This is a genomic window from Lactobacillus kefiranofaciens, assembly GCF_014656585.1.
GTDB classification, from domain to species: Bacteria; Bacillota; Bacilli; order Lactobacillales; family Lactobacillaceae; genus Lactobacillus; species Lactobacillus kefiranofaciens.
Map to the genome: position 1 here is coordinate 408,651 of NZ_CP061341.1, position 25,584 is coordinate 434,234.

The 25,584-nt window shown below is 38.8% G+C and carries 24 protein-coding genes, 1 other RNA gene, 4 pseudogenes and 1 other annotated feature (1 of these 30 cut by a window edge); of the genes and pseudogenes, 23 read left to right on the top strand and 6 right to left on the bottom strand.

The genetic code is table 11. The annotated features are described in order from the left end of the window. Nucleotides 1-55 (top strand) — a sequence feature (ribosomal protein L10 leader region) (it extends 67 nt beyond the left edge of the window). Between the two features lie 42 nt (nucleotides 56-97). From rplJ to ICI50_RS02165, 22 genes and pseudogenes are all read left to right on the top strand, one after another. Then, nucleotides 98-616 carry a 50S ribosomal protein L10 gene (rplJ, locus tag ICI50_RS02060; RefSeq protein ID WP_013853566.1) on the top strand — a complete coding sequence of 173 codons (519 nt, stop codon included), beginning with the start codon at nucleotides 98-100 and terminating at the stop codon, nucleotides 614-616. 47 nt (nucleotides 617-663) lie between these two features. After that, complete coding sequence (rplL, locus tag ICI50_RS02065) at nucleotides 664-1,026, top strand: 50S ribosomal protein L7/L12 (RefSeq protein WP_013853567.1); 363 nt, start codon at nucleotides 664-666, stop codon at nucleotides 1,024-1,026. A 75-nt stretch (nucleotides 1,027-1,101) separates the two neighbouring features. Next, nucleotides 1,102-1,970, top strand: a pseudogene (locus ICI50_RS02070) (potassium channel family protein). After that, entirely contained in the window at nucleotides 1,967-2,587 is a 621-nt protein-coding gene (locus ICI50_RS02075; RefSeq protein WP_013853568.1) for a class I SAM-dependent methyltransferase, read from the top strand. Before ICI50_RS02070 ends, ICI50_RS02075 begins: the two are co-directional and overlap by 4 nt. Before the next feature lie 135 nt (nucleotides 2,588-2,722). After that, complete coding sequence (locus tag ICI50_RS02080) at nucleotides 2,723-2,905, top strand: hypothetical protein (RefSeq protein ID WP_013853569.1); 183 nt, start codon at nucleotides 2,723-2,725, stop codon at nucleotides 2,903-2,905. Between the two features lie 90 nt (nucleotides 2,906-2,995). After that, nucleotides 2,996-3,502 (top strand): tRNA adenosine(34) deaminase TadA, encoded by a 507-nt coding sequence (tadA, locus tag ICI50_RS02085; protein ID WP_013853570.1) that lies wholly within the window; start codon nucleotides 2,996-2,998, stop codon nucleotides 3,500-3,502. 45 nt (nucleotides 3,503-3,547) lie between these two features. Then, nucleotides 3,548-3,641: signal recognition particle sRNA small type (gene ffs, locus ICI50_RS02090), an RNA gene on the top strand. 55 nt (nucleotides 3,642-3,696) lie between these two features. Then, nucleotides 3,697-5,490: a DNA polymerase III subunit gamma/tau gene (gene dnaX / locus ICI50_RS02095; protein WP_188891858.1), complete on the top strand. Its 1,794-nt coding sequence runs from the start codon at nucleotides 3,697-3,699 to the stop codon at nucleotides 5,488-5,490. Nucleotides 5,491-5,503: 13 nt separating this feature from the next. Beyond that, nucleotides 5,504-5,839, top strand: a complete 336-nt coding sequence (locus tag ICI50_RS02100; protein ID WP_013853572.1) for a YbaB/EbfC family nucleoid-associated protein — start codon at nucleotides 5,504-5,506, stop codon at nucleotides 5,837-5,839. Then, the gene (recR, locus tag ICI50_RS02105) at nucleotides 5,840-6,439 is read left to right on the top strand and encodes a recombination mediator RecR (protein WP_013853573.1); all 600 of its coding nucleotides are present in this window, start codon (nucleotides 5,840-5,842) and stop codon (nucleotides 6,437-6,439) included. Next, entirely contained in the window at nucleotides 6,439-6,675 is a 237-nt protein-coding gene (locus ICI50_RS02110) for a YaaL family protein (protein WP_056940886.1), read from the top strand. Before recR ends, ICI50_RS02110 begins: the two co-directional genes overlap by 1 nt. A gap of 102 nt (nucleotides 6,676-6,777) precedes the next feature. After that, on the top strand, nucleotides 6,778-7,416 hold the full coding sequence (gene tmk, locus ICI50_RS02115; RefSeq protein ID WP_013853575.1) for a dTMP kinase: 639 nt from the start codon (nucleotides 6,778-6,780) through the stop codon (nucleotides 7,414-7,416). Between the two features lie 11 nt (nucleotides 7,417-7,427). Further along, nucleotides 7,428-7,748: a cyclic-di-AMP receptor gene (locus tag ICI50_RS02120; protein WP_013853576.1), complete on the top strand. Its 321-nt coding sequence runs from the start codon at nucleotides 7,428-7,430 to the stop codon at nucleotides 7,746-7,748. Continuing rightward, the gene (locus ICI50_RS02125) at nucleotides 7,748-8,605 is read left to right on the top strand and encodes a DNA polymerase III subunit delta (RefSeq protein ID WP_013853577.1); all 858 of its coding nucleotides are present in this window, start codon (nucleotides 7,748-7,750) and stop codon (nucleotides 8,603-8,605) included. Before ICI50_RS02120 ends, ICI50_RS02125 begins: the two co-directional genes overlap by 1 nt. An 11-nt stretch (nucleotides 8,606-8,616) precedes the next feature. Beyond that, nucleotides 8,617-8,967: a DNA replication initiation control protein YabA gene (yabA, locus tag ICI50_RS02130; protein ID WP_025084055.1), complete on the top strand. Its 351-nt coding sequence runs from the start codon at nucleotides 8,617-8,619 to the stop codon at nucleotides 8,965-8,967. Next, nucleotides 8,967-9,818 carry a 16S rRNA (cytidine(1402)-2'-O)-methyltransferase gene (gene rsmI / locus ICI50_RS02135; RefSeq protein ID WP_013853579.1) on the top strand — a complete coding sequence of 284 codons (852 nt, stop codon included), beginning with the start codon at nucleotides 8,967-8,969 and terminating at the stop codon, nucleotides 9,816-9,818. The genes yabA and rsmI overlap by 1 nt, the downstream gene beginning before the upstream one ends. Before the next feature lie 2 nt (nucleotides 9,819-9,820). Next, nucleotides 9,821-10,555 (top strand): acyl-[acyl-carrier-protein] thioesterase, encoded by a 735-nt coding sequence (locus tag ICI50_RS02140; RefSeq protein WP_013853580.1) that lies wholly within the window; start codon nucleotides 9,821-9,823, stop codon nucleotides 10,553-10,555. 43 nt (nucleotides 10,556-10,598) lie between these two features. Next, nucleotides 10,599-11,117 carry a folate family ECF transporter S component gene (locus ICI50_RS02145; RefSeq protein ID WP_013853581.1) on the top strand — a complete coding sequence of 173 codons (519 nt, stop codon included), beginning with the start codon at nucleotides 10,599-10,601 and terminating at the stop codon, nucleotides 11,115-11,117. Nucleotides 11,118-11,141: 24 nt separating this feature from the next. Further along, nucleotides 11,142-11,876 carry a tRNA (adenosine(37)-N6)-threonylcarbamoyltransferase complex dimerization subunit type 1 TsaB gene (gene tsaB, locus ICI50_RS02150; protein WP_013853582.1) on the top strand — a complete coding sequence of 245 codons (735 nt, stop codon included), beginning with the start codon at nucleotides 11,142-11,144 and terminating at the stop codon, nucleotides 11,874-11,876. Then, nucleotides 11,860-12,432 (top strand): annotated as a pseudogene (gene rimI / locus ICI50_RS02155) (ribosomal protein S18-alanine N-acetyltransferase). The gene tsaB and the pseudogene rimI overlap by 17 nt, the downstream one beginning before the upstream one ends. Continuing rightward, nucleotides 12,429-13,478: a tRNA (adenosine(37)-N6)-threonylcarbamoyltransferase complex transferase subunit TsaD gene (tsaD, locus tag ICI50_RS02160; protein ID WP_013853583.1), complete on the top strand. Its 1,050-nt coding sequence runs from the start codon at nucleotides 12,429-12,431 to the stop codon at nucleotides 13,476-13,478. Before rimI ends, tsaD begins: the two are co-directional and overlap by 4 nt. Nucleotides 13,479-13,592: 114 nt before the next feature. Continuing rightward, nucleotides 13,593-15,584, top strand: coding sequence for an SLAP domain-containing protein (locus tag ICI50_RS02165; RefSeq protein ID WP_188891860.1), 1,992 nt, complete (start codon nucleotides 13,593-13,595; stop codon nucleotides 15,582-15,584). A 60-nt stretch (nucleotides 15,585-15,644) separates the two neighbouring features. Here ICI50_RS02165 and ICI50_RS02170 read toward each other — a convergent pair. The 4 genes and pseudogenes from ICI50_RS02170 to ICI50_RS02185 form a co-directional block, all read right to left on the bottom strand. Continuing rightward, a pseudogene (locus tag ICI50_RS02170) lies at nucleotides 15,645-16,841 on the bottom strand (CaiB/BaiF CoA transferase family protein). A 70-nt stretch (nucleotides 16,842-16,911) separates the two neighbouring features. Beyond that, nucleotides 16,912-18,252, bottom strand: a complete 1,341-nt coding sequence (gene frc, locus ICI50_RS02175) for a formyl-CoA transferase (RefSeq protein ID WP_188891861.1) — start codon at nucleotides 18,250-18,252, stop codon at nucleotides 16,912-16,914. Beyond that, nucleotides 18,252-20,010, bottom strand: a pseudogene (oxc, locus tag ICI50_RS02180) (oxalyl-CoA decarboxylase). The gene frc and the pseudogene oxc overlap by 1 nt, the downstream one beginning before the upstream one ends. Before the next feature lie 135 nt (nucleotides 20,011-20,145). Continuing rightward, nucleotides 20,146-22,059 carry an ABC-F family ATP-binding cassette domain-containing protein gene (locus ICI50_RS02185; protein ID WP_056940884.1) on the bottom strand — a complete coding sequence of 638 codons (1,914 nt, stop codon included), beginning with the start codon at nucleotides 22,057-22,059 and terminating at the stop codon, nucleotides 20,146-20,148. 186 nt (nucleotides 22,060-22,245) lie between these two features. Here ICI50_RS02185 and ICI50_RS02190 point away from each other — a divergent pair, with 186 nt between their 5' ends. After that, nucleotides 22,246-22,881, top strand: a complete 636-nt coding sequence (locus ICI50_RS02190) for a redox-sensing transcriptional repressor Rex (RefSeq protein ID WP_188891862.1) — start codon at nucleotides 22,246-22,248, stop codon at nucleotides 22,879-22,881. Between the two features lie 39 nt (nucleotides 22,882-22,920). Here the strand turns inward: ICI50_RS02190 and ICI50_RS02195 are convergent, their stop codons facing one another. Continuing rightward, a complete protein-coding gene (locus tag ICI50_RS02195) occupies nucleotides 22,921-23,907 on the bottom strand; it encodes a LacI family DNA-binding transcriptional regulator (protein ID WP_188891863.1) in 987 nt (328 codons plus the stop codon). A gap of 14 nt (nucleotides 23,908-23,921) precedes the next feature. After that, complete coding sequence (locus ICI50_RS02200) at nucleotides 23,922-25,379, bottom strand: sucrose-6-phosphate hydrolase (RefSeq protein ID WP_013853590.1); 1,458 nt, start codon at nucleotides 25,377-25,379, stop codon at nucleotides 23,922-23,924. Nucleotides 25,380-25,584 lie beyond the last annotated feature (205 nt).

Below are 25,584 nucleotides of genomic sequence, written 5' to 3' on the forward strand. Positions count from 1 at the left end.
ATAATGAAGATTTCAATGCTCCATGTCTTTCGGCATGGAGTTTTCGCTTTAAAAGGCCTTATAGAATTTATTAATGTAATTATGGAGGTGAAACAATTTGAGTAAAACTGATATTGCTGCAAAGGAAAAGATCGTTGATGCATTTGCAGAAGAACTTAAGTCTGCTAAGGCTATCTTAGTTATTAACTACTTAGGTTTAACTGTTGAAGAAGTTACTAACATGCGTAAGGAACTTCGTGATAACGACGTTAAGATGAAGGTTATCAAGAACACTTACTTAAGACGTGCTGCTGTTAAGGCTGGTATCGAAGGTCTTGATGATACTTTCGTAGGTCCTACTGCTGTTATCTACACCGATAATGCTGATGACGTTACTGAACCTGCACGTATCGTTTCTAAGTACGAAGATGACTTCGACGTTATCGAAATCAAGGGTGGTATGCTTGAAGGTAAGTTAACTTCAAAGGACGAAATCAAAGAACTCGCTGCTATTCCAGGTCGCGAAGGTTTGCTTTCAATGCTTGTTTCTTGCTTACAAGACCCAATCCGCAAAGTTGCATATGCTGTTAAGGCTGTTGCAGATGCTAAACCTGACGATGAAGGTTCAGCTGAATAATTATTGAAGATAAATATCTAAATTCTAAATTTCGGAGGATACTTATAATGGCTTTAGATAAGGATAAGATTATTGAAGATTTAAAGGGCGCTTCAATCCTTGAATTGAACGACCTTGTAAAGGCTATCGAAGACGAATTTGACGTTTCAGCTGCTGCACCAGTTGCTGCTGCAGGTGCTGGTGACGCTGCTGCTGCTAAGTCAACATTTGATGTTGAATTGACTGAAGCAGGTCAAGAAAAGGTTAAGGTTATCAAGGCTGTACGTGACATCACTGGTCTTGGCCTTAAGGACTCAAAGGACCTTGTTGACGGCGCTCCTAAGAACGTTAAGGAAGGCGTTTCAGAAGACGAAGCTAACGACATCAAGTCTAAGCTTGAAGAAGTTGGCGCAACTGTAACCCTTAAATAATTACAGCCCAACTGGGCATTAAGAATAAGCTCTTTGCTATGTGCGGAGAGCTTATTTTTTTGTATAATTAATTTTATGATGATTAATATAAAAAATAAGTTAACGCCATATCAATGGTTAATGGCAGGATTATCCATTGTATCCATCTTTTTAATCATTTTGGATTTTGCGGCAGTAATCAGTATTGATCAGCCGTCGAGCAAATGGTTTTGGGTCAATTCTGTGATCGTAGTCTTTTTTGCAATTGACTATTTTCATCAACTTTATGAAGCTAAGAATAAAAAGCAATTTTTTAAAACTCATATTTACGATTTGCTAAGTATTATTCCAATTGTATTATTCCAATTGGCTTTTTGTTTGTGGGACTCAATGTTTTTAATTTATCTGGTCTAGTTTCTGATCTGCGTTTATTACGTTTAATTCGATTAGCCGGATTGATGGGAAAATTAAAGGATATTTTTCATACTAATGGCTTGCTTTATGTAATTTTCTTTACAATTGCATTTTTGTTAGTTGGGGCTGAAGCATTTGGCATTACTGAACACGTATCGCTAGATACCGCATTCTGGTGGGCTTTGTCTACTGCTTCAACTGTAGGTTATGATGCAATTTTTGGCAAAACGATTCCACCGCATAGCATTGTAGGTAAATTCGTAACGATGATTATGATGCTTTTAGGGATTGGAGTTGTAGGAATGTTGACGTCATCAATTACTTCATACTTTATGCGGCGGACTAATGGGCCGACTACTTCAAGAACGCATAATAATATTGAGTTAATTTTAAAAAAGTTGGATGAACTTGAAGAACAGAATAAAAATTTGGCTGAACAAAATAAGCAGATGCATAATGAGATTCAGGAGTTAAAAAATAAACGTGAGGAATCTGAAACCCAGAAGCTTAAAGAATGGTTTGAAAAAAGAAAAGAGCGGGATAATAAATGAGTGCAGAAAAAAATCAAATGTATTTTGCGGTTGATCCGACGGCTAAGCATGATGAACATGTGGTGGATTATCATGTGGATAATGTTGATTTGAAGTTTACCACAGATGCTGGTGTTTTTTCCAAGATGCGGATAGATTATGGCAGCGGCGTGTTGATTAAAGCAATGAAAGATGTTGCTTTCCCCGAAAAGAATATTTTGGATGTGGGAACAGGTTATGGACCTTTAGGCCTGTTTGCGGCCAAGTTCTGGCCCAAACAAACTGTAGACATGGTTGATGTCAATGAACGTGGTCTTAATTTAGCTAAAGCGAATGCGAAAAGTAATCACATTAATAATGTTAATATCTATTCCTCGGATTGTTATACGCAAATAGATGATGATAAAAAGTTTGGCTTAATATTAACAAATCCACCAATTCGTGCAGGTAAAAAAGTTGTAAATGAGATTTTACTGGGCGCAAATGAGCATTTAGTGAATGGTGGCGTTTTGTTAGTCGTGATTCAGAAAAAGCAAGGCGAGCCTAGTGCACGTAAGCTAATGGCCAATTTATATGGAAATTGTGAAATTTTAACAAGAGATAAAGGGTATTATATCTTAAAATCTACTAAAAATTAAATAAATAAAAGATGCTTAAAATCCTTATGAGAGTAGCACTAGAGTTTATAAAAAGACTTTCTTTTATAGGAAGAACTGCATATAATATACATTGAATAAAGAATAGTATGTGAATATGTGAAGAGGATATTAACTATGAAGAAAGCTTGGAAATATATTGTTGCTGTTTTAATCGTAATCATTGGCGTATTTATGTTAGGCATGATCTCTGGTGATAATGAGACTGCTGCTCCAGCAGGTATTGCCGCAGTTTACCTTATTTTGTCAGGCATCTTTTTCTACCACAACTTCAGAAATCGCAATATTGGTACTTTATAATAAGCACTAAGAATAAGTTCAAGAGCTGGTCAAAAAGATCGGCTCTTTTTTGATACAATGAGATCGTAACAGTCAGTGAGAGGTGAAATAATGCTTTCTAGCGATGATAAAAAGAAATACATGCAATTAGCCATTAAAGAAGCCCGAAAGGCTGAAAAACAAGGAGAAGTCCCAATTGGTGCGATTATTGTTGATCCGGAGGGGAAAGTAATTGGCACCGGTTATAATCGACGAGAACTCGATGAAGATGCAACACAACATGCTGAAATGATTGCTATTAAAGAGGCTTGTAAGAATTTAGGCATGTGGCGTTTAATCGACTGTAGTTTATTTGTTACTTTAGAACCTTGTCCCATGTGTGCAGGAGCGATTATCAATTCTAGAATCAAAGATGTCTATTTTGGCGCGCTTGATCCTAAGGCTGGAGCCTGTGGTTCGGTAATTGATTTATTTACGGTAGAAAAATTTAACCATCATCCCCATGCAATTCGAGGATTGTTCCATGATCAGTGTGCGCAAATGTTAAAGGATTTTTTTAGAGCGATTCGTGAAAAGCAAAAGGCGCAGAAGTTAGCTAAAAAAACAGAAAATAATTAATTTTTCATGCAAGAAACTAGAAAACACCAGCAAAATACGGTATTATATTTTGTGGGCAATGTTTGACCTCTGAATTGTGTCAGGACCGGAAGGTAGCAGCACTAAGGTTGCTCGGGCATGTGCCCTTTATTAGACAATTAACAAGCTCTTAGCTCTTTTAGGGTTAGGAGTTTTTTTACTAGGGAAGAGAATCTATGGCTTATCAAGCGCTATATCGTAAATGGCGGCCACGTACTTTTGACAGTGTGATTGGTCAAGAGGCAATTACCGATACTCTTAAGAACGCGATCAAGCGAGGCAAAGTTTCCCATGCATTTTTATTTGCGGGACCTCGTGGAACGGGTAAGACCTCCTGTGCCAAAATTTTTGCTAAAGCGTTAAACTGTACTAATCTTCAAGACGGCGAGCCTTGTAATAAATGCGCCAATTGTATTGCAGCGGATAAAGGTTCAATGCCGGATATTATGGAAATCGACGCAGCCTCCAACAACGGGGTTGATGAAATTCGAGAGATTCGTGATAAGGTAAAATACGCTCCTACTGAAGGTAAGTATAAAGTTTATATTATCGACGAAGTTCATATGCTCTCAATGGGAGCTTTTAATGCCTTGCTTAAGACTTTGGAAGAGCCGCCAGAGCATGTTGTTTTCATTTTAGCAACGACTGAACTGCAGAAGGTGCCAGCTACCATTATCTCGAGAACGCAGCGGTATAATTTTAAACGAATTTCAAAAAGCGACCTTGAAAAGAGAATGAAGTATATTCTCGAACAAGAAAATATTAAGTATGAAGATAAAGCTTTGGCTGTAATCGCGCAAGTTGCTGATGGTGGGATGCGGGATGCACTTAGCATTCTAGATCAGCTGCTTAGCTATGAAAAAGAAAGTGTCAATTATAACGATGCTTTGCAGATTACCGGTTTTGCAGCCAGAGAGAATATTGAACAGATCTTGTTAGCTTTGCTTAACCAGGATGCCGGCAGCGCGTTGAAGTTAGCACAGAAGGAATTAGATCAAGGAGCTAGCTCTAAGAATATCTTAGATGAATTGATTGACTTGGCAACTAAGAGCTTAATGCTGATTAAGACTGGTGACGAGACGAAGGATACTTTTTTATCTGCAGATTTTATTACCAAAATAAAACATATCCCTACAGCAACTTATTATCGTTTGATCACTTTGGCTAACAAGGCTCTAAATGATTTACGCTATACTAATCAACAACAGATTCCACTGGAAGTATTTTTAGTTGAAGCAAGCAGCCCTCAAACTGAGAAAACTGATAAGGCTGTAGCTTCTACAGTAGCTAAGGCTCCAGTTCAAGGCAATGCTGATATGTCTGCGGAATTAGCGGCTTTAAAGAAACAGATCGTAGATTTAACGCAAAAAGTTGCTCAATTAGCTAAACAACCGGTAGCGCAAAATCAAGTGTTTCATTTGGATACGGCACTGCCTAAAACACCAAGCAAACCATTGGTTAAGACGGAGCAGCAGCCGGTTAAGCAAACTAAAAAAAGAATCAAAAAAAGTGCGGCAATTAACCGTAAAGAGGTTTATCATGTTCTTGAAAACGCCACGCGTGCAGATTTAACTACGGTTAAAAATGTCTGGCCTGACTTGCAATCTGTATTAGCAGTATCGGAGAAGGCTTTGCTTGATGTGCTTGAGCCGGTGGCTGCTAGTCCAGATCAAGTAGTGATGAAGTGCAAATACACTTTATGGTTTGAAAATGCTACTAATAGCGATTTCTTGGATAAATTGACAGATTTGATTGAAAAGTTCGCCAAACGTTCTTATAGAATTGTTTTAGTTCCAGATGAAGATTGGCTAGCTGTGAGAAAGGAATTTGTTCAAAGTCACAAGGATGAGTTGCTAGCTAAGAAAAAGCAACAAATTGAAGTAAAAGAAGAAGCAGAAACCAAAGATGATTTACAAGTAATTAATAAAGCAAAGGAACTCTTTGGCGATACTGTAACTATTAAAGATTAAGAAGATATGAATTATGAGTAGAAGACCTAATTTTGGCGGTATGGGCATTGGCGGCATGAACATGCAACAGATGATGAAGCAAGCAAAGAAATTACAAGCACAAATGGCAGAAGAGCAAGAAAATATTACTGCCCAAGAGTTTACTGGTAAGTCAGCCGATGATTTGGTGGTTGCTACCTTTACTGGCGATCGTAAGTTAAAAGACATCAAGATTAATAAAGAAGCAATCGATCCAGATGATCCAGATATGTTGCAAGATTTGGTAATCGATGCGGTTAACAAGGGTTTAGCTCAAATCGATGAAGCAACTCAAGCTAGTTTAGGTAAATATACGAAAGGTTTGATGTAATTGCAATATCCATTACCAATTGCGCATTTAATTGATGCTTATATGAAGTTGCCAGGCATCGGTGAAAAAACCGCTACTCGGTTAGCTTTTTATACGATGGATATGCCGCAGGAAGATGTTGAGGATTTTGCGAAAGCCTTAATTCAAGTGAAAAAAGATATTCACCAATGTCCAATTTGCGGTAATATTACTGAAAAGGATATCTGTGATATTTGCTCTAATCCTAATCGAGATCAGACAACGATTATGGTGGTTGAACAGCCTAAAGATTTAATGGCGTTTGAAGAAATGGGCGAATATGATGGGCTCTATCATGTGCTTCATGGCGTGCTTTCACCGATGGATGGAATTGGACCAGAAGAGATCAATATTAAATCTTTGATTACCCGTTTGCAAAAACACGACGAGGTTAAAGAAATAATTTTAGCCCTGAATTCCACTCCGGAAGGCGAATCAACGGCGATGTATATCAGTAAATTAATTAAACCTGCAGGTATAAAGGTAACTCGCTTAGCAGCTGGATTATCTGTGGGTAGTGATATTGAATACGCTAATTCGATTACCTTGAAGCGAGCAGTACAAGGAAGAACGGCATTATAATGGCTAGAAACAAAGAAAAAATTCAAGAGCTTGGCGATCGAAAATTGGTAGCAGAAATTGAAAAACTGCAAAACCAGATTGCCTGGGAACAAGATTTAGACCAAAACACATTAGACCTGTCAGATGATAACTATATTCAAGGTAGAATTTTAAAGGCTAAGTATACTTTTTTGTATAATGAGGCTCGTCATCGAGGCACAAGATTTAGTGGTATCACTAATGCGATTACGCAATAAAATTAAGTCCTATTAAGGGGCTTTTTTTATTTGTCTAATTAAAAATTTCTAGGACTGTTAATATTTGTGAAACTTCTGTAAAATAGACCTATGGAGGATTTTATGAAAGGTTATTTTGTTAGTTTCGAAGGCCCTGATGGTGCGGGAAAAAGTACCGTTTTAAAAGAAGTATTAGCTGAAATTGGCCCAGAACTTAGACCACAATATCTTGTGACGCGTGAGCCCGGTGGGTCAAAGATTGCGGAAAAGATTCGAGATATTATTTTGGATCCAGCTAATGACGAAATGAATGCGAAAACAGAAGCACTTCTATATGCAGCTTCAAGAAGTCAGCATGTTGAAGAGATTATTCGCCCTGCACTGAAGACGGGAAAACTTGTCTTTTCTGATCGTTTTGTGGATAGCTCTTTAGCTTATCAAGGGGAAGGTCGAGATCTAGGAATTGCGGAGGTTAAGCAGATTAACGATTTTGCTACTGGTAAGCTTGATCCGGATTTGACTTTCTTCTTAGATGTTGCTCCCGAAGTAGGACTTAGTCGAATAAAAAAACTGCGTCCAGATCAGGAAGATCGTTTAGAACAAGAAAATCTTGCTTTTCATAAAAAAGTTTACGCTGGCTTTCAAAAAATTAAGCAGATGTACCCTGAGCGCTTCGTTACTATTGATGCGACTCAGCCAATTGAACAGGTAGTTAAGCAGGTAATCATTACTCTAAAACAGCGAATGCCAGAGATATTTTAAGGACTGATTAGATGAAATTAGTAATTGCTATTGTACAAAAAGAAGATTCCAATAATTTGCAAAGGGCGTTTGTCAAAAACAATGTGCGTGCTACTAAATTAGCAACTTCAGGTGGCTTTTTAAGTCAAGGAAATACTACATTTTTAGTAGGATGTGCAGATGAAAAAGTAAAAGATGTCTTGAAAATTATTAAAGAGGAATCACGTGCAAGAGAAGAGATAGCAACACCGCACATGATTTCGACCGGATATGAAATTACGCAGCCGCTTAAGGTTACCGTAGGCGGTGCTACTTGTTTCGTCGTTCCAGTTGATGAGTTTAAACGCTTCTAATGATTGATATTAAAAACATAGGAACAAGACAAGCTGAATTTCTACAGAGGGCATACGAACAAAAAAAGTTGGCTCATAGTTATCTTTTCGTGGATAGTGATGAGCATCGAGCACTCAATACGGCCTATTGGCTAGCCTGTTTGTTTAATTGTACTGGTGAAACTAAGCCAGATGGTAGCTGCCAAAATTGCAGACAGATTCTATCAGGCAATCATCCGGATGTTTTATTAGTTGAGCCACAAGGCAAGCAGACTTTAGGAATCGATCAAGTTCGTCCTTTAAAAGAAGAACTAGCTAAAAGCCCAGTAGAAAGCAAGCGGCGCTTCTTCTTTATCAATGAAGCTCAGAAGATGACTTTAGCTGCAGCCAACGGTCTGCTTAATCTATTGGAAGAACCGGTGGCGCCAGTAGTCACAATTTTAATTACTAATAATAGTGATCAAATTTTGCCGACGGTTCGTTCTAGAACTCAGATTATCAATTTTGATAATGGTGAAAAGCCTAGCGGTAAAACTGCAATTTTGCTTGAAAATGGTTTTACCAAAAGCGAGATTGATGAATTAGGCAACTTAGATAAATGGGATCAAGAGATCAAGTATTTTTATCAAGAAATGTTAGAACATAATAGTTTAGCATTGGTCAGTGTCCATAAATTATCTGAAGGTGCTAAGTTAATGTCTGAGCAACGCTATATTTTAGTTAGATTAAAGTTGCTAGCTGAGCATGATTTGACAGATACGCGAAAAATGTTAAATGCGGCGCAAATGTTAAAAGATTTGATTGAAGTTGACAAGATGCGACTAAGCAATGTGAGCTTACGTAATGCACTAGATTATCTTGCCTTAAGATGGAAGTAGGTGTTTTTTAATTGGATCCATATTCAAAACTACAACGATTACAAGAAACAACCGAAAATATGACTAAAACGATTGCTAGTCTTGAAAATGATATTTTAGAAACTTTGAAGGAGAATACTGAATTAAAAGTGGAAAATCAGTTACTCCATGAAAAGCTGGATAAGTTAACGGAGAATCAGCCTGCTCCAGAAACCAAGACACAAAGTGGATTGGAGTCATTGAAGAAGATTTATGATTCTGGTTACCATATTTGTAATATGTATTATGGTTCACATCGTGATCCAAGTGCAGATTGCATGTTTTGTCTTGATATTTTAGACAATTTTGGTGAAAAAAAGGGCAGAAAAAAGGACGGTAGATAATGAAACGTCAGAGTAGCTATGCTAAAGATGAAGGCAAGCTTTATTTGGTTCCTACGCCGATTGGCAATTTAGAAGATATTACCATTCGGGCTAAGAAAGTTTTGACCAATGCAGATTATGTTGCGGCAGAAGATACGAGAACAAGTGGGATTCTGCTAGAAAAAATTGGTGTTCATAATCACATGATTTCTTTTCATAAATATAATTCTAAAGAACGCGCGCCTGAATTGATCAAGTTGATGCAGGAAGGCAACGTGATTGCGGAGATCAGTGATGCGGGGATGCCGGTAATTTCTGATCCGGGCTATATTCTAGTGCAAGAGTGCATTAAGCATGATATTCCCGTTGTGCCGCTTCCTGGCCCTAATGCTTTTTCAACTGCTTTGATTGCATCAGGCTTTAATCAGCCGTTTACTTATTATGGTTTTTTGCAACGAAAGTCGTCGGAGCAGAAAACATATTTTGAACAAATGGAAAAAGCCAAAGCTACTTCGATTTTTTATGAAGCACCACATCGTTTAGCTAAGACCTTGAAAAACTTAGCCACGGTTTTGCCTGCCGATCGGCAAATTGTGGCTGCACGTGAATTAACTAAAATTCATGAAGAATTTATTCGCGGCACGGTGCAGGAAGTAACGGATTATTTTGCTAAAAATGCACCGCGGGGTGAATTTGTAATCTTGATTTCACCAAATACGGAAGCTCCTAAGCAACTGTCTTGGGCAGAATTAATTGATTTAGTCAATACTCTAGTCAAAAAAGGCGAGTCTAAGAAAGATGCAATTAAGCAAGTAGCTAAGGAGCATCATGTTTCTAAAAATGAATTGTATGATGAATATCACCAAGGATAAACATGAAATACACTGAAAACTATCAAATTGAATTTAAAGATTGTGATGAGAATCGTCGACTGAAGTTAACTTCTTTAGTTGATCTAATGATGCAGGTTTCTGAGCATCAATTAGATGAAGGCGGCGCTGGAACTGATGATTTAGTTAAGCGAGGGTTAGGTTGGGTCGTTACGCAATATCATTTTAATATTAAGGCTTTGCCTCAGCCAGGTGATCAAGTAGTTTTAAGTACTAATGCTAGTGGCTATAATCGCTTTTTTGAGTATCGTGATTTCGGTGTTGCAGATCAAGCTGGCAATCCATTGGTTACGGTAAAGAGTCAGTGGGTAATGCTTGATTTGAAAAAGCGTCATATGGTTCCCGCTGATCAAAAAATGATGGCAGACTGGGGCGTACCGCTACTTAAGAAGATGCCTCGTTTTCCGCGTCTGCGTCCATTAGATAATTATCAAGCCCAGCGAAGCTATCGCACTCGCTATGATGATTTAGATACTAATCATCATGTGACTAATAGTCATTATTTTAGTTGGTTTATTGATTTGCTTGAACGCGATTTCTTAAAAAGCCATGTAGTAGATACGATTGATCTTAAGTTTGATAAAGAAGTACATTATGGCGAGAAAATTAATTCTTGCATTAACTTAGTAGAAGATGATAATATTAAATCATATCATGTTATTAAGGCACAGGATGGAACCGTAAAAGCTGTCTGTGAACTAGGTTGGCGTAAGGCATAAAGACATGACGTTAGTTATACTTTTTTTATAGGGGGATGGCGGAATGAATACAAGGAAGATTTTGCAAACGGATTTGCAACAAATGGTCTTTTTGGGTATGGTTGTCGCAATGAAGATTATTTTAGGACAGATTTCATTTGGACCGACTATTGTAAAAATAGGACTAGGTTTTGTAGGGAGCGTCTTGTTAGGCTACTTATTTGGTCCGTTATGGGGGACAATTGGAGGCGGCATTAGTGATCTAATTGCCTCAGCTATTTTTGGCGATCAAGGTGGTTTTTTTATTGGTTTTACATTGACTGCAATGGCTGGGCCACTAATTTATGCCCTGTTTTTGTATAATAAGCCGGTCAAGATATGGCGAATTATTGCTTCAACGATTTTAGTTACAATCATTGTAAATATCGGGATGAATACGCTTTGGCTGCATATCATGTATGGGCTGAATTTTAATGCGGCTCTAGTGCAGCGTCTACCGAAAGAGATGATCATGCCTTGGATTCAAATGATTGTGATCTACTTTGTATTGCAAGCTGTTTCTCGTGTTAAAATAAAAAAGTAATTTAAAGCGGAAAGAGAATTGATAATGAAAATCTTAAGTGTTTCTACAGCTACTAATCATTTGAGCGTTGCCTTAAATGATGGTCAACAAGTTATTGTGGAAAAAAACGAACAAGATGAACGCAATCATAGTGAACACCTTGATCCATTAATTGATGAAATTTTAAAAGATAATAATTTAACCTTAAAAGATATCGATCGTTTTGCCGTAGCTATTGGACCTGGTTCATATACTGGTCTGCGGATTGGCATTACGACTGTGAAGATGTTTGCCAGCATTTTGAGCAAAGAAGTAGTTGGCATTTCAACTCTGCAAGCTTTAGCTAAAGGTGTTAAAGAAGAGGCCTTGGTGATCACGGGCTTGGATGCGCGCAATAATAATTACTTTGCAGCTGGCTATTTAAGTAGGGATGTACAGCAAAACGTAATCCCAGATGGACATTATAATATTGATGTTTTAATCAAGGCGATTCAAGAATATGTGGCTAAAAATGAAGTGAAAAAGATCGTTTTTGTTGGTTCAGGTCTTAAAAAACAAGATGAGAAGATTAAGTCATTAGGCATTCCATATGAGTATGGAACTGATGAGCAAAATGTTATTCACGCAGGTTTAATTGGACAATTAGCAGAAAATGCTATTCCAGTTGATCCAGATAAGTTATTGCCACGCTACTTGCGCAGAACTCAAGCAGAAGTGGACTGGCACAAGAAGACAGGAAAGCCATTCGAACCAGATAGTCACTATGTTGAAGAAGTTTAATCAATTTTTCCATTTACCTATTAATCGAATCGATATGGATTTTACGCCATTCATAGCTAATGTGAATGGTAAGATATTGCAAGTTATGCAAGCAACAGATGATAATATTCCAGATTTGTTAGTTCTAGAAGAGCAAGTTTATTCAGGTCACACGCCTTGAAGTAAATTCTCTTTTGCCAGTGAATTAAGAAAAAGACATAATTCGCTTTACCTGGTGGTCTATCATACTTCAACTTTAGTTGCATTTATTGGTGCTAGATTTAATCCAGAGGAAACGCATATTACTAATATTGCGGTCTCGTCGTCTTTTCAAGGGCAGAATATTGGTCGTTATTTGATGGAATTAATGATTGATCTTGCACGTGAAAATGATAGTAATTGCGTTAGCCTAGAAGTACGGGTAGATAATGAGATCGCCCAGAATTTATATCATTCGTTGGGATTTAAGGGTAATTATATTCGTAAAAATTATTATAGTGCCATCCATACTGATGCAATGAATATGGTTTTATGGTTAAAACCGCATCGAATTAACAGAAAGAATTCTACATTTTGAGTGAAAAGAAAGATGTCCGTATTTTAGCTTATGAAAGTTCATGTGATGAAACTTCTACCGCGGTAATTAAAAATGGTCGAGAAATTGAAAGTTTGATTGTGGCAACGCAGATTAAGAGTCACCAGCGTTTTGGCGGTGTCGTCCCCGAAGTCGCTAGCCGTCATCACATCGAAGTAATTAGTCAAATCACTAAGGAAGCTTTAAATGAAGCTAACTGTGATTGGCAAAATATTGATGCTATTGCCGTAACCTATGGTCCAGGTTTAGTCGGGGCACTTTTAATTGGCGTTAGTGCTGCTAAGGCTGCCTCAATGGCTACAGGAATTCCGTTGATTGGCGTTGATCACATCATGGGCCACATTATGGCTGCTCAATTAAAGGATGAAATTGAGTACCCAGCTTTGGCTTTGCAAGTTTCAGGTGGTCATACCGAAATCGTTTTGTTAAAGGATCCGGTTCACTTTGAGATCATTGGAGATACGCGTGATGATGCTGCTGGTGAAGCCTATGACAAGATCGGTCGTGTGCTTGGGGTAAATTATCCTGCCGGTAAGACCATCGATTCTTGGGCTCACCAAGGCAAGGATACTTTCAACTTCCCACGGGCTATGCTGGAAGATGATGACTATGACTTCTCATTCTCAGGACTTAAGTCAGCCTTTATCAATACTTGTCACCATGCTGATCAAATCCATGAAAAGCTGAACAAGTATGATTTAGCTGCCAGCTTCCAAGCTGCCGTAATTGATGTTTTGGCACATAAGACGATTCGTGCAATTAAGCAATATAAGCCGAAGACCTTTATCATGGGCGGTGGGGTTGCTGCTAACCATGGCTTGCGTGATCGCATGAGTGCAGAAATTGCCAAACTGCCTAAGGCAGATCAACCGAAGGTAATTTTGCCAGACATCAAGCTTTGTGGCGATAACGCCGCTATGATTGGCGCTGCTGCATATAACTTGTACAATGATGGTCAATTTGCAGATTTAACTTTGAATGCTGATCCATCATTGGAATTGCCATATGCTAAAAATATGTTGAATTAATAAAATAAATGCTCGTCTTGAAAGACAAGCATTTTTTTGTTGCTCAGATCAGCCACAACGGTAATTACGCTAATATCTGATATAATTAGGATAAATGAATAAAGGAGAATTTTTATGAAACTAAATCAAAAAATCACTTTAGTATCAGTGGCTGCCTTGATGACACTGACTCCTGCTTTAGGCACAATTAGTAGTTCTACTCCAGTCGTGCAGGCAGCTAAGACTTCACAAAAGAATACAATCAAGTTAGTGAAAAAGGAATATGGCGGTGTGCAACTTTATAGTGCTCAGGGTACTGCTCGTAACAAAACTGCTAAATCAGGTGCAACATTAAAAATTTACGGCACTCCTGTTTTGCTCAATGGTCCTAAGCTTTACGATGTCAGTTCAACTAATACTTTCCCTCAGATTCGGATTATCAAGGGTACGTCTTATTACTGGCTAGGCGACAATGGCTACATTAGAACACATAATATTGGTTCCAGCACTCGCGATGGCAAGCTAAAGGCAATGTTTAATTCTTATATTTACGATAAGAATGGCAAGCGTCTTAAGAGCTATCGTGGTGGTAGTGCATTAATTAAGAGAAATACTAGTGTTCAGGTCAAAGGCCAAGCCTATAGGTATAACCCTCATTATTACTATAATGTAGGGAATGGCAATTACGTTCGTGTTAGCGATGTTGCTGAAGTAAATGGCAAAGGCGTAATGATCTTGAATTACAATAGTGCTATTTATAATAAATACGGTAAGAGAATTAAGGGCAAAAAGACTCTCAAGAAGGGGATGCCAATTAATTACTCTGGCAAAATTGAAGTCAGTGATAACAAGGCTGATTTTTATTACATTAAATACGATCAAAATAAGCGCAGCTATTACTCCTTAAGTCATAAGGTAATTAAGGGTGAGTGGTATTACAGCATTGGCAAGGGCCAATATATTAAGGCTTATAATGTCAGTCATATTAATGGTGAAATAATGTACACCAGTAAGCCAACTTATGTAGTACCTAATTCCGACATGCACGTGCTTAATAAAGATTTACAAACAACGGATAAAGTAGTTCGTGCTGGTAAAAAAGTGAAAGTTGATGGAGCTACTGTCAACGGTCAAGGCGATAACGCGGAGTTATACTACCATTTAGCAGGTAAAGATGAATATCTCTGGTGGGGCGATGATAGTGAATATCCAGAAGATGCTCAAACCGAGGGCTTCTTTAAGATTCGCTTCCTGATCGGTGATGAGAGTAATTACAATGATCTCTATAACTCTTACATCACTTTTAAGAAAGATTATGAAAAGACCACGCCGCTCTATATGGCAAATGGTCAGCAACGCAATTTAGATGGCTATTTATATGTAGCTGAAGATGGCAATCAATCAGCTGAACAGAATTTTGACATTAATGGTGCCTGGTATATCTGGAATGCTAAGGAAAATAAAGCAGAGCTCTATTACCATTTGACTAATCAATGGCAACCGGTAGCCGGTAAAGCAGCTGGAAAGTATCAATATTCAAGAAAAACAATTCATCTTGGTGATAGTTTTGTTAAGGCAAGTGATGTTGATACTCATGGATTAAGCGTGAAGACACTTAACACTGCCAGTGAAGCTGAAGCACAAGCTAAGCAAACGTTGACTGCTAGTCAAAAGAATGAATTGGAAAGTAAAATCAGTGATGCTTCGAACATCAAAAATAGTGACAAGTATCGCCTTGCTAATGCCAATAAGCGAGCTAACTATGATGGCGTAGTTAGTGATGCAGAAAATGCACTTAAAGATAGTAAGACAACTGCTTTTGAGGCTAGCGTTCTTCTTTGGAATCTTGATCAGGCACAATCTGCACTTGATGGAGCTAAGGTTAAAGTTAAAGATGTTGATAATTTAACCGTGAATGAAGCTAATCAGGTACTGCAGGTAATGCGTAATGCTAATGGAAAGTTAGACACTTCTGATACTGTAAGTATTTATCAACATTGGGCTCATAAAGATGGTTATTATCCTTCATATAATTGGGTAAGCAGTAAGAAATCCGTTTTTATGTTGACTAGATCGGGTCACAAGAATCAAATCTTGGATGTTAAAGACTACGCTACTGAAAAGTAATAATTTGGAAGATAAAATAAAAATGCCTGGGAGTAAATTCCAGACATTTTTTGTTTAGATTTATTCAAATTCTTTACGAATCTTGTCGCCATCTTCATCAAGTTTTGGCGAATCTTTTTGCAAGCCATATGAGTTCCAAGTACCATATTTCATTGGCGTACCCAAAACTTCATTGCCGTCATCTAAGGTTTTAACCATGCCGCGGTCAATAATTTGATCAAGGCGACGTGTCTTATCAACGTTGAGAACAAGGCCAGCAGGAACGCCTGCTTCATGCAAAATATCATCCCATTCGGCTGCCTTCTTAGTCTTTAGGACAGCTTGCATGGCATCCTTGACGTCGCGCCAGTTTTGCTCACGCAAGTCATTGGTCTTAAAGTTAGCTTGCTCGATCCATTCTGGATGACCTAGGGCATTTAATAAAAGATTCCAGAGATGATCATTGCCACAGCAGATTGCAATTGGCTGATCCTGGCAGTCAAACGTATCAAATGGGTACATATCAGGGTGACGATTGCCAATGCGATGTGGCACCTTGTGTGGCCCGAGAGCGAGCATTAAATTCTGTACCATGAGTGAGAAGGTAGAATCAAGCATGGAAACATCAACCGTGGTGCCTTTACCGGTGCGCTCACGTGCAACCAATGCAGTAGTGATAGCACTGTAGCCGATAATTCCTGCTACGACGTCAGATACTGATGTACCGACTCTGGTTGGTTTGCCATCGGGTGTTCCAGTGGAATCCATTAAACCTGAAAGTGCTTGAACAATGATGTCATAAGCAGCTTGTTTAGACCATGGGCCATATTGACCGAAACCAGAAATGGAAGCGAAAATCAGCTTAGGATATTTTTTAACCATTTCTTTAGGGTCGAAACCTAAACGTGTCATAACGCCAGGGCGGAAGTTTTCTACTACTACGTCTGCTTTAGAGATCATTTTTTCTACTAAGGCATGGTCCTTAGGATATTTCAAATCTAAGGCGATTGATTCCTTGCCTGCGTTACAAATTCTGAAGTATTCGCTAGAACCATCTGCGATGTATGGTCCCATATGAAGCGTATCATCGCCTGTTTTTCTTTCAATATGAATTACCTGATTACCTGGGCACCGCTATCTGCCAGCATTCTGGTGCAAGTAGGGCCTGAAAGGACGTGAGTAAAGTCAATAACCAGCATCCCGCTTAAAGGATAGGGCTTATTTTTATCTAAATGACTGTTTTTTTGCTTCTAATTCCGCATAATTAGGTTCTGTCATAGTTGTACGCTTTCTATTAAAAAGAAAAAGCCGTTCGAAGTGAACAGCTTTTTGATTGAGAATAAATTAATTATTCACCCTTGATAACTTCAGTACGTGGGTTCTTAGGACCTTGAGCCTTAGAAATTACGCCTTCTTCAGTTAATTTTTCGATTTGATCTGGATCATAACCAAGTGAAGCTAAAATTTCCTTGTTGTTTTCACCAAGGTCTGGAGCACGCTTGTAATCAGGCTTGTAATTAGAAAGTGAGAATGGCAAACCAATAGTCTTGAACTTACCACGGTTGCCACCTTGGTCAATAGTTACGATAGTGCCATCTTTGTTCAAGTCTGGGTCATTTTCAATTTCGTGCCAGTCAAGAACAGGACCTACAGGAATACCAGCAGCACCAAGTTTCTTAGTTAATTCATACTTGTCGTATTGCTTAGTGTAGCTTTCGATTAATGGGTAAATTTCTTCCTTGTGTAATTGACGGTTGTGCCAGCCATCGAAGCGAGGATCAGTAGCCCATTCTGGGTGACCCATGGTGTTGGCAATAGCTTCCCAGCTCTTGTCACTGTTTTGGATAACAATGTATACGTAAGCATTAGGATCAGTTTCCCAGCCCTTAGCTTTGTAAGTCCAACCAATAACTTGGCCACCTTCAGTGTTCTCAGCACGAGGAACTGCCTTGCCCCACTTGTAGTTAGGGTAAACAGCGTAGTGAGGAAGGGCACCTAAGTTGTCTAACATGATTTGGTCACGCAACTTGATCCGGCAGAGGTTCAATACAGCGTCTTGCATTGATTGGTAAACAAAAGTACCTTCACCAGTGTGTTCACGTTGAAGAAGGGCAGCTAAGATACCGATAGTCAGATGCATCCCTGAGTTTGAGTCACCTAAAGCAGCAGCTGATTGAGTAGGAACGTTAGCCTTGCCTTCGTTCCAACCAGTAGCAGAAGCAGCACCACCAGCAGATTGAGCAACTGGTTCAAAGGCCTTAACGTTTTCAAAACGTGAGCCTTCGTTAAAGCCCTTTAATGAAGCGTAAATAAACTTAGGATTCATTTCATGCAGCTTTTCCCAGCCGAGGCCATTACGTTCAGCTGAACCAGGAGCGATGTTTTCAACGAAAACATCAGCCTTCTTGATTAAGTCGTACATGATCTTCTTACCTTCGTCAGTCTTAATGTTAACAGTTAAAGACTTCTTGTTGGCGTTTAATTGTAAGTAATAAAGACTCCATGAATCTTTAATATCAAGCAATTCATTTCTAGTTGGGTCACCAGTACCAGTACCAGTACGTTCAATCTTAATAACGTCGGCACCAAGCCATGCTAAAAGTTGTGTACATGATGGACCAGATTGGACTTGAGTCCAGTCGATAACCTTAATGCCCTTTAAAGGTGTATATTTATTTTCTTCAGTCATTATTTATCTTCCTTATCTTCAAGTTGTGATAAATCCAATTCTGGGTTTAAGTTACCAATGTGACCAGATTCCTTACCCATTGATACAGGAATCTGTGCATCAATAATAGTAGGGTTGCCTGATTCGTAGGCCTTTTCAAGGGCATCTTTCATTTCAGCGTAGTTGTTTACACGGTAGCTGTCACCGCCGAATGCCTTAGAAATATCGCTGTAGTGAGCGTTAGCGTCCAAAACAGTAGGGCCTAATTGATCCTTAACAACGTTACGGTCACCATTGTAGATACCACCGTTGTTAACGATGACTACAGTTACAGGTAAGTGGTAACGGCAGATGGTTTCCATTTCCATACCATCAAAACCAAAGGCTGAGTCACCTTCAAGGGCGATAACCTTCTTACCAGTTTCTACAGCAGCGGCGATAGCGTAGCCAAGGCCGACACCCATAACGCCCCAAGTACCAGTGTCAAGACGGTGACGAGGCTTTTGCATACCGATTAAGTTACGGCCAATATCCAAAGTGTTGGCACCTTCACTTACGATGTAAGCGTCAGGGTGCTTTTGCATTAAGTCGTTAATTGGTTCGATTGCGCTGTAGTAGCCTAAAGTTGATTTAGCTTCAGAAGCTGAAATTCTCTTAGCAAATTTAGCGTTGTTTTCATCGCAATGATTCTTAATAGCTTCAAGCCAATCTGCTGGAGCCTTAATGCCAGCCTTTTCGATTGCTGGAACTAACTTTTGCAATACAGACTTGATGTCACCTTGTAATGGAGCATCAATCTTTCTGTTTGAGTCAAATTCAGTTGCGTCAATTTCAACTTGGATAAACTTAGCGTCTTCACGGAACAATGGAGCTTGACCATTAGAAAGCATCCAGTTAAGACGTGCACCGATCAAGAGAACAGCATCTGCTTGACCAAGTGAAAGTGAACGAGCAGAAGCGGCGGATGATGGAGAATCGTCTGGTACAACACCCTTGGCCATTGACATTGGTAAGAATGGAATCTTAGTCTTGTCGACTAATTCTCTAATTTCCTCTTCGCTTCTTGAGTAGGCAGCACCCTTACCAAGTAAAATAACTGGGTGCTTAGCATTCTTCAATAATTCTACTGCACGGTCAATTGCGTCATCTGATGGCAATTGCTTAGGAGCAGGGTCAACTACCTTGTAAATGTTGGCGTCTGACTTTTGTTCAACAGTGTCAGCAACAGTTGCTGCAGGAAGGTCCAAGTAAACACCGCCTGGACGGCCACTAACAGCAGTTCTAACTGCACGAGCTACAGCTAAGCCCATGTTCTTGTGCGCGATCAACACGGTAAGCTGCCTTACAGAAAGGCTTAGCTACGTTGTATTGATCAATTCCTTCGTAGTCTCCACGATCTAGATCGATGACGTGACGGTCTGATGATCCTGAGATCATGATTAATGGGAAACAGTTCTTAGTAGCTTGTGCTAAAGCTGTTAAACCATTTAAGAAACCAGGTGCAGATACGGTTAAAGCTACGCCAGGTTTACCAGTGATAAAACCTGCAGCAGCAGCTGCATCTACAGCTGCATCTTCACGTCTAAATCCATAAAATTTCATGCCTTTTAACTCTGCCAAACGAGCAAAGTCTGTTACTGGAATACCGACAACACCGTACATGTTATTTAAGCCGTTTGCTTGTAAAGCATCAACTAAAAGTGCGGCACCAGTAAGTTCTGTATTATTAGCCACGAAAATACCTTCTTTCAATAATCCCCAAAAATGCAAACAAGACATGCATTTCAAGTTAAAGAAACACCACTTAAAATTAAGATACAAGTTAAAATTTATAAAAAATATATAGTTATTTATAAAGTAAAAACAAAAAACACTTCACTATATTAGGAAGTGTTTCATATATTTCTTTATAAGTTATTCAAAATTATCCATTTCTTCGATGGCTTTTTCCCAGGCGTTATTTGCATCGTCTAATTGTTTTTGAATATTAGATAATTTTTCTTGTAGTGGTCCGAGCTTGTCAAAGTTCGAGGCAATGTCTGGGTTAGCCATCTCAGTTTGGACGTTTTTTTCTTGCTCTTCAAGTTCTTCAATTTTCTTTTCAGCTTGATCAATAGCGCGTTGCAGTTTTCTCTTCTGTGAGTTGCGTTGCTTTTGTTCTTGATAAGACAGTTTTTGCTCACTGACTTCCTTTACCGGAGTAGTTTCTTCAATACTCTCAGCTGCCGCATTTTGCTTGGCCTTTTCATCAAGATAATAAGAATAGTTACCATTATATATCTTGGCGTGACCATCGCGAACGGAAACAATCTTGTTAGCTAGTTGGTTGATGAAGTAACGGTCGTGAGAAACAAAGAGCAAAGTACCGTCGAAGTCTTTCAAAGCTTCTTCTAAGACTTCCTTAGCTTCAATGTCCAAGTGGTTGGTCGGTTCGTCCATTAGCAAGAAATTATCGTGTTCAAGTGATAAAACTGTTAAAGTCAGACGAGCTTTTTGTCCACCAGATAATTGCCCGACAGTCTTGTCGATGTCCTTAGCCGTGAACAGAAAACTAGCAAGAATCGAGCGAACATCACGCTCTGGCATGGTCTTATGCCGATCCCAAACAGTATCTAAAACCGTCTTAGAAGGATCAAGGCCTTGGAGTTCTTGATCGTAGTAGCCAATATCTAAAGAGGCACCACACTTGATTGAACCGCCTTTAGGAGTTAGCTGCTTCATGATTGTTTTGAGCAGTGTAGATTTGCCAATCCCGTTTGGACCGATGATGGCTACGCGATCGCCTTTATTAATTTGGAAAGAGATATCTTTGACCATTGTTTTTTCAGGATAGCCAATGGTTAAATCCTTGAAAATTAGCACTTCTTTACCAGAAGGACGTTCGCTGTTGAAGTGAATACGTACCTTATTTTTATGTTTTGGTGGTTTAATCCGGTCGATTTTTTCTAGCTTTTTACGCCGGCTCTGTGCTCTTTTGGTAGTCGTAGCTCGAACCAAGTTCTTTTGGATGAACTCTTCGTCTTTTTTGATTTCAGCCTGTTGCTTTTCATAAGCGGCTTCTTGATCCTTGTCGCGTTGTTCGCGCTGCATGACATAGGCAGAATAGTTGCCCTTGAATGGCGTCAATTTGCCGAATTCTAATTCGAAGATTTGGGTAGCCAGGTGATCCAAAAAGTATTGGTCGTGGGATACAACCAAAATCGCGCCACTGTAGTTTCTTAAAAAGCCTTCCAGCCAATCCAATGTATCTAGATCAAGATAGTTGGTTGGTTCGTCTAAAAGAAGTAGGGCCGGCTTACGTAAAAGCAGTTTAACAAAAGCTAACCGCGTCTTTTCACCGCCAGAGAGACTGCCAATCTTTTTTTGCCAAGTATCTTCTGGAAACTTAAAGCCGTTCAGAATGCTCTTAATGTCAGACTGATAAGTGTAACCGCCTTTTTGTTCGAAATTAAATTGCTTTTGATCATATTGCTTAAGCAGTTCTTGATCTTCAGGATGATCGGCAATTCTTTCTTGCATCGCGGTTAAACTTTTGCCTTCTTTAATTAATGGGGCAAAAACGGATTCCATTTCATCCCAAATGGTTTGGTTTTTGTCTAAGGCATTTTCCTGTGCAATATAGCCGACATCAATGCCTTTATTAACGGTAAACTCACCATGGGTGGGTTCCTGTTCACCTGTCATAATTTTTAACAGAGTGGTCTTACCAACTCCGTTAGGACCAACTAAACCGATTCTGGCATTAGAATCAATTGAAAAAGTTACATTTTTAAATAGTGTATTGGCCCCAAATTGTTGTTCTAAATCGTGTCCTTGTGCAATAATCATAATTTTTCACCTAATCATTATTCTACCATATGATGCAACGGGTTTTGGAGAGGAATACTATGTTTATATATGTGAAAAATAGCATCCTTGTGAATAAGATACTTGCACAAGTAGCATGTTTATAGTTATGATAGTAATGCTTGATTGTGCATTCACAAACAAAAATACATTTGGGGGGCTTCCATTATGGAAAAAACAAAAATTCCAAAGGCAACAGCAAAAAGATTACCATTATACTATCGCTATTTGATTATTTTGAATGAAGAAGGTAAGGAAAAGGTATCATCAACTGAATTGTCTGAAGCAGTACAAGTTGATAGTGCTTCAATTAGAAGAGACTTTTCATACTTTGGCGCGTTGGGCAAACGTGGCTATGGCTATGACGTTAAGAGCTTGCTGTCCTTTTTCAAGAAGATTTTAAATCAAGATACTTTGACTAATGTTGCCCTAGTTGGTGTTGGTAACTTAGGGCGAGCACTGCTTAATTATAACTTTAAGAGAAGCAATAATATTCGCATTTCCTGTGCATTTGATATCAATAAGAAGATTACGGGTCGTATCTTAAGTGGCGTTCCTGTTTATGATTTGGAAGACATGAAGCAGCAGTTGAATGATCAGCAGATTACGATTGCTATTTTAACGGTTCCTTCTACGGCTGCTCAAAAAACGACAGACGTCATGTTCGATGCTGGTGTGAAGGGGATCATGAACTTTACGCCGATTAGATTATCTGCTCCAGCTAGTGTGCGTGTACAAAACGTTGACTTAGCAACGGAATTGCAGACTTTGATTTATTTCCTAGATAGTGATAAAGAAAATTAAAGCTAAAAAAATAACCAGGGACAAAATCCTGGTTATTTTTTATGCTGTCGTTTCACCCTTAATCAACTTAACTGGCAAAACATAATTTTTTTGTTTTAATTCTTGCTCAGGATGCGCAATTCGCTTGAGTAATAAATTAACCAATAAAGTTGCAATATCCTCGATAGGTTGAGCAATTGTAGATAGCTCCGAATGATAAGTTTGCATCAGTTGCGTTCCATCAAAGCCAATAACTTTTAATTCACTGGGAATCGAGATACCTAGCTTTTTAGCCTCCTGTAAAACCAAAATAGCGGTTAAATCATCAGTGCAGACAACCCCATCAGGTTGATCGTTTGTCAACATATTATGGACTTCCATATTTTTAATGTTAGTCGAATCCGAAAAAGCCACGGAGCGAATATGGGGCGTAAAGCCATAATTTTTAGCTTCATCGAGATAGGCATCTAGACGTTCATCGGTAGGATTGCCCTTTTTATGTTTGTTGCCTAAGAAGTAGATCTTTTTGCAGTCGCCTTGAATTAAATCACGTACGGCAAGTTTAATCCCCTGATAGTTGTCGCAACTGACAATCGGGACGTTTTCGGCTAGTTTACGATCAAAAGAAACAATCGGCAAACCTAATTGCTTATATTCTTCAATCCCTAGATTGTGAGCCCCTGCAATAATGCCATCAACCTGGTTGGCCTGGAGCATGCGTAAATATTCATGCTCTTTCTTTTTGTTCTGTCCTGCGTTGCAAAGAATTACTTTATAACCCCGTTTAAAGAGCGTCGTTTCAACATCTTGTACTAATTCCGCAAAAAACGGATTGGTAATACCAGGAAAGATCAACCCAATTAATTTCATTTTTTTACCTTGCAAGGAACGAGCAAGGGAATTAGGCTGATAATTTAATTTTCGCATTGCCGCAAAAACTTTGTCCTTGGTTTTTTGACTTAAATAGCCATGATTATTAATCACTCGCGAAACAGTTGTCACAGAACAGCCTGCTTCTTTGGCAACGTCGCTTAATTTAGCTGCCATTTATATCACCTTATTTAAAGAATTGTCTTCATCTGCCAAAGTTGGCCTGTGTAAGCAGTATTTTGCTCAAAAGCAATCTTTGGGTTAGCTTGATCAGCAAAGTAGCGACCGGTTAAGACTTCTTCGCCGCCATTGACGAAAACTTCGATTAATGAGTGGTCGACAAAGATATCAAGTTCTAAATCTTTGTTAGCTACTAAACTAGTTTCTCTACTTGTGCCATGATCAACTGCCACTGCTTGTCCAGCTTGAGCACGATCTAGTACTAATTTACCGTTTTGGGTATCAAATTTGATTTGTAGACTGTTAGTTAAATCTTCATTAGCTGCTAAATGTAAATTGCCGGTTTGACCTTGGGCAATTTTTAATTTTAATTCGTATTGCTGTCCAGCCTTTTCACTAATTATTGGGTCGCTGACTTGTTCTTCATCTTGACGCAGCGCCCTCATTGCTTTAACTGGTTTTTGGATCAATTTGTCATCCTTGATTACCAGTTCCTTGACCTGACTCAAGCAGTTAGCCCAGTTTTCATCATCAGTTGGGTAGGTAGTATCAGGCAAACCAACCCAGCTGACTTCGTAAGCATGACCATCTGGTGCGTTAAAGGCTTGGGTAGCGTAAACATCAAAGCCTTTATCCAAGTTGTGCAATTTGCCTGGATTGATCAATTTATGATTTTCAAAATCAATGTCATCGGCAATGATGTACATGTCAGGGTAGACATTGTCGTAGTCGGCGATCTTCTTATCTAATCCTTGTGGACAGAAGATGACGACCACTTTGCCGTCGACTCTAACAATATTAGGACATTCGATCATATAGCCCATGGGCTCTGTGCCCATGTCTAAAAAGCCAAGTTCTTCCCAATTTTTAAGGTCTTGAGATTTCCAAATATCAATGTGGCCATGCTTTTCGGCTTTGTCTTGTGCTCCTAAAATTGCATAGTAAGTATCATTTTGTTTTAAAATCTGTGGATCACGGAAGTGTTCAGTAATGTGATCCGGATTTTTAAATAGGATAGTTTTATCTGAAACTTTGCCATCTTTAGTCATCCAAGCACCGATTTGATAAGGGGTACGGACCCAATTTTCATCACGGTGATTGCCGGTATACATTAAGAAAAGTCTGCCGTCAATTTCACGTGCTGAGCCAGAATATGCTCCGTGAGAATCAGCCATTGTATCAGGCTCAACAGCTAAGCCCAAATTAGTCCAATTAACCAAATCTTGAGATTTAAAGTGAACCCATGACTTTAAACCGTGCACTGCGCCAAATGGATATGATTGATAAAACAGGTGATATGCACCATTAAAATAGGAAAATCCATTTGGGTCGTTTACCAGTCCGGAAATAGGGTGTAAATGATAATGCAACTGATATGGGGAATTAGCAGCTTGTGCTTGTAAATGAAGCAAAGTGTCGGCATCCCATTTATTATAAGGTAAGTAACGTTTTTCTCTTGTACATTCCATAATTTGGCCTCCATGTAAGCGGTATCTTTTAGATCTATTTTAGTAGATAATAAAAATTGTGTCAAACGTTTAACATATGATCTTTTACCAATATAATAACTTATTGGGCATAAGTAAGCAAAATAAATCAAGAATTTTATGTCAAACGATTGACATATTATCTGAATGCGTTATCGTAGTTAGTGAAATGAGAATAAAGCGTTTA

Coding starts and splice junctions, on each gene's coding strand:
- tmk (WP_013853575.1), top strand. CDS start 6,778: ATGAAAGGTTATTTTGTTAGTTTCGAAGGCCCTGATGGTGCGGGAAAA.
- ICI50_RS02165 (WP_188891860.1), top strand. CDS start 13,593: ATGAAACTAAATCAAAAAATCACTTTAGTATCAGTGGCTGCCTTGATG.
- ICI50_RS02190 (WP_188891862.1), top strand. CDS start 22,246: ATGGAAAAAACAAAAATTCCAAAGGCAACAGCAAAAAGATTACCATTA.
- ICI50_RS02195 (WP_188891863.1), bottom strand. CDS start 23,907: ATGGCAGCTAAATTAAGCGACGTTGCCAAAGAAGCAGGCTGTTCTGTG.
- ICI50_RS02185 (WP_056940884.1), bottom strand. CDS start 22,059: ATGATTATTGCACAAGGACACGATTTAGAACAACAATTTGGGGCCAAT.
- ICI50_RS02140 (WP_013853580.1), top strand. CDS start 9,821: ATGAAATACACTGAAAACTATCAAATTGAATTTAAAGATTGTGATGAG.
- rplL (WP_013853567.1), top strand. CDS start 664: ATGGCTTTAGATAAGGATAAGATTATTGAAGATTTAAAGGGCGCTTCA.
- ICI50_RS02125 (WP_013853577.1), top strand. CDS start 7,748: ATGATTGATATTAAAAACATAGGAACAAGACAAGCTGAATTTCTACAG.
- frc (WP_188891861.1), bottom strand. CDS start 18,252: ATGACTGAAGAAAATAAATATACACCTTTAAAGGGCATTAAGGTTATC.
- tadA (WP_013853570.1), top strand. CDS start 2,996: ATGCTTTCTAGCGATGATAAAAAGAAATACATGCAATTAGCCATTAAA.
- dnaX (WP_188891858.1), top strand. CDS start 3,697: ATGGCTTATCAAGCGCTATATCGTAAATGGCGGCCACGTACTTTTGAC.
- ICI50_RS02200 (WP_013853590.1), bottom strand. CDS start 25,379: ATGGAATGTACAAGAGAAAAACGTTACTTACCTTATAATAAATGGGAT.
- rsmI (WP_013853579.1), top strand. CDS start 8,967: ATGAAACGTCAGAGTAGCTATGCTAAAGATGAAGGCAAGCTTTATTTG.
- ICI50_RS02110 (WP_056940886.1), top strand. CDS start 6,439: ATGGCTAGAAACAAAGAAAAAATTCAAGAGCTTGGCGATCGAAAATTG.
- ICI50_RS02075 (WP_013853568.1), top strand. CDS start 1,967: ATGAGTGCAGAAAAAAATCAAATGTATTTTGCGGTTGATCCGACGGCT.
- ICI50_RS02100 (WP_013853572.1), top strand. CDS start 5,504: ATGAGTAGAAGACCTAATTTTGGCGGTATGGGCATTGGCGGCATGAAC.
- tsaB (WP_013853582.1), top strand. CDS start 11,142: ATGAAAATCTTAAGTGTTTCTACAGCTACTAATCATTTGAGCGTTGCC.
- ICI50_RS02120 (WP_013853576.1), top strand. CDS start 7,428: ATGAAATTAGTAATTGCTATTGTACAAAAAGAAGATTCCAATAATTTG.
- ICI50_RS02145 (WP_013853581.1), top strand. CDS start 10,599: ATGAATACAAGGAAGATTTTGCAAACGGATTTGCAACAAATGGTCTTT.
- ICI50_RS02080 (WP_013853569.1), top strand. CDS start 2,723: ATGAAGAAAGCTTGGAAATATATTGTTGCTGTTTTAATCGTAATCATT.